The organism is Paraburkholderia sp., assembly GCF_034668105.1.
Lineage (GTDB): Bacteria > Pseudomonadota > Gammaproteobacteria > Burkholderiales > Burkholderiaceae > Paraburkholderia.
Window position 1 is genome coordinate 1 of the sequence record NZ_JAXDPY010000101.1, and the last position, 2,534, is coordinate 2,534.

Sequence of the window (2,534 nt, forward strand, 5' to 3'; positions counted from 1 at the left end):
GCATTGTGATAGCTGCCATTGCCGAAAAACTCTTCGATCAGTTCAGCCTCATGCCGGAAACCGCACTTCTCATAGACGTGGATGGCAGCGGTATTCGACTTGTCCACGATCAGGTAGACCTTGCGCAGATTCAGCACCGAAAACGCGTAGTCGATCGCGAGCTGAGTGGCGACCGTGGCGTAGCCGCGGCCCTGCGCGTGTGGCGCGATGATGATCTGGAACTCACCGCGCCGGTGAATGTAGTCCAACTCGATCAATTCGACGACGCCGACGGTTTGGCCTTCATTGTCGATCGCCACGAAGCGGCGCTCGCGCAAATCGTGCACGTGCTGGTCGTACAGTTGGGTCAGTTCGGAGAACGTTTCATAGGGCTCTTCGAACCAGTAACGCATGATCTTTGCGTTGTTGTTCACTTCGTGAACGAAGCGCAGATCGGTGCGCTCGAGCGGGCGCAGGGTCAGTTCGCTGCTGCGTTCGATAGTCATTGGATTCCCCTTGAGAATTATTGGTTTGAGTGCGCAAGTTCGCGTCAGCGTTCAGGTTGCGTTTCCTGTTAGTCAGGGGCCGGTGTGGGGAGTTCTTGCAACACCCCGGCTCCGGCGCAGGTCGTTCTTGCAAAGCGAGGCGCCGCGCGGATTCGGCGACGGCGGGGCGTCGCGTTGTCGCAGGCCGGTTATCGCGATTTTGTGAGGGGCTTGGCACCGTGCGGGTCCATACGGTGCTCTACAATGAAATCATGCTCTTGCGATGGAGGCTACCGTGATCGAGCACTTGATATTAGGCGCCTTTCTGGTCATCCCGCTGCTCATCGTCGCGTTTCTTTTTTCCGACGAATTGTGGCAGGAACATCGGCATCTGCACGACATGCATCTCGAGCCCGCGAAACCTCGCCGTGACTGGCGGCATCCGCTGCGGCGTTCGCGGCATCATCGGCTTTGAGGCTTTTCAGTGGGTTGCGTGGCTCATCGCGCTGCGAGCGCCAGGGCGAGGCGAGGGCGCTTTGCGGATGAGCGCGACAAATAAAAAAGCCTGCCGTGTTCGGGCAGGCTAAAAAGAGATCCACACTCAATGCCTTGTGGTACAAGGCAGACACCAGTCTAGCCGCACGGCCTGTAGCGCTGGTTTCACCGGCTTTTACACATATTACGGGGCGTGACCAGCGCCTTTCCGCGACTCCTTCCGAATCAGTGAGCGCGCCAATGGTCGCGAATGCGCTTGGCCAGCGCTTCGAGCGTGGCCGCGTCGGCGACCTCGCGTGCATGCATGCGCAGTGGTTGTCCTTCCCAACGCGGGATCACATGAAAATGCACGTGCGGCACCGTTTGTCCCGCCGCGGCGCCATTGAATTGTCCGATAAACACGCCGTCCGGACGCAGCGCCGCGCGAATGGCGATGGCAAGCCTCTGCGACATGCGCATGCAGGCCACCGTCGAGGCATCCGACAAGTCGAAAATCTCAACCGCCGCTTCCTTCGGCACGACCAGCACGTGCCCGTCGGCTTGCGGCATCAGGTCCATGAAGGCCAGCGCCGCATTGCTTTCCGCCACTTTGATGCAGGGTAGTTCGCCGCGCAGAATTTTCGCGAAGGGGTTGCTGTCGTCGTAGGTCATCACGCGTCCTCGTCATTGCCGTTGGTATCAAGATGGAGCTGCTGTTGGCGATATTCTCCACCACATCTATTACAACGCGCGTGCAGCGCGCTTGATTGCCTGCGGCGGCTGGCCGAACGCACGCAGAAAGGCGCGCCGCATCCGTTCGGTATCGACGAAGCCGGTTTCGGCGGCGACCGCTTCCATCGAGTGACGGCCCGCCTCCAGCATGGTGCGGGCGGCTTCCACGCGCAGTGCCTCGATGGCTCTAGCCGGCGATTGGCGCGTTTCGTCGCGAAACGCGCGGCTGAACTGGCGCGGACTCAGATGCGCGATGTCGGCAAGCTGTTCGACCGTCAACGGCTCGCGCAGATGGTTTTTGGCGTACGACAACACGTCCTGAATGCGGTCGGATTTCGGTTCCAGATCGAGCATGGCCGAGAACTGCGACTGGCCGCCTGTGCGCCGGTGATAGACCACAAGCTTCTTGGCGATGGTGCGCGAGACCTCGACGCCGAGATCGCTTTCGACCAGCGCCAGACACATATCGATGCACGCCGTCATGCCAGCCGAGGTCCACACCGAGCCGTCGACGATGAAAATCCGATCGTCGTCGATACGGATATCGGGAAAGCGCTGCTGCAAGTCGCGAGCGTGGTACCAGTGAGTCGTGGCGTGCCGGCCGTCGAGAATCCCGGCTTCGGCCAGTACGAAGGCGCCGGTACAGATGCTGGTGGTGCGGCGCGAGGCGGGCAGCGCGTCGTTCAAAAAAGCCTGCAACGCCGGCGATGACGGCTCGATCTGCATCGAGCCCGTCACCACCACCGTGTCATACGCCGGATCGCCAAACGGCTGCGTGGCGATCTCGACGCCCGACGAACTACGCACCATGCCGCCCTGTTCGGAGATGACTTCCACCGCGTACTCCGGCTGTGCCGCCTCGAG

General features: G+C 61.0%; 4 protein-coding genes. 1 reads left to right on the forward strand and 3 read right to left on the reverse strand.

Annotated elements, in window-relative coordinates:
* Positions 1 to 485: spermidine N1-acetyltransferase (speG, locus tag QOC89_RS04870; protein ID WP_323043987.1), on the reverse strand; the 485-nt coding region annotated here is incomplete at its 3' end.
* Positions 486 to 759: 274 nt separating this feature from the next.
* Here speG and QOC89_RS04875 point away from each other — a divergent pair.
* Positions 760 to 939 carry a hypothetical protein gene (locus tag QOC89_RS04875; RefSeq protein ID WP_323043988.1) on the forward strand — a complete coding sequence of 60 codons (180 nt, stop codon included), beginning with the start codon at positions 760 to 762 and terminating at the stop codon, positions 937 to 939.
* Between the two features lie 245 nt (positions 940 to 1,184).
* On the opposite strand, the gene QOC89_RS04880 is transcribed toward QOC89_RS04875, so the two are convergent.
* Both QOC89_RS04880 and QOC89_RS04885 read right to left on the reverse strand, forming a co-directional pair.
* Positions 1,185 to 1,610, reverse strand: a complete 426-nt coding sequence (locus QOC89_RS04880) for an HIT family protein (protein ID WP_323043989.1) — start codon at positions 1,608 to 1,610, stop codon at positions 1,185 to 1,187.
* A gap of 69 nt (positions 1,611 to 1,679) precedes the next feature.
* Positions 1,680 to 2,534 (reverse strand): GlxA family transcriptional regulator (locus tag QOC89_RS04885; RefSeq protein ID WP_323043990.1); only part of this gene is annotated, 855 nt, incomplete at its 5' end.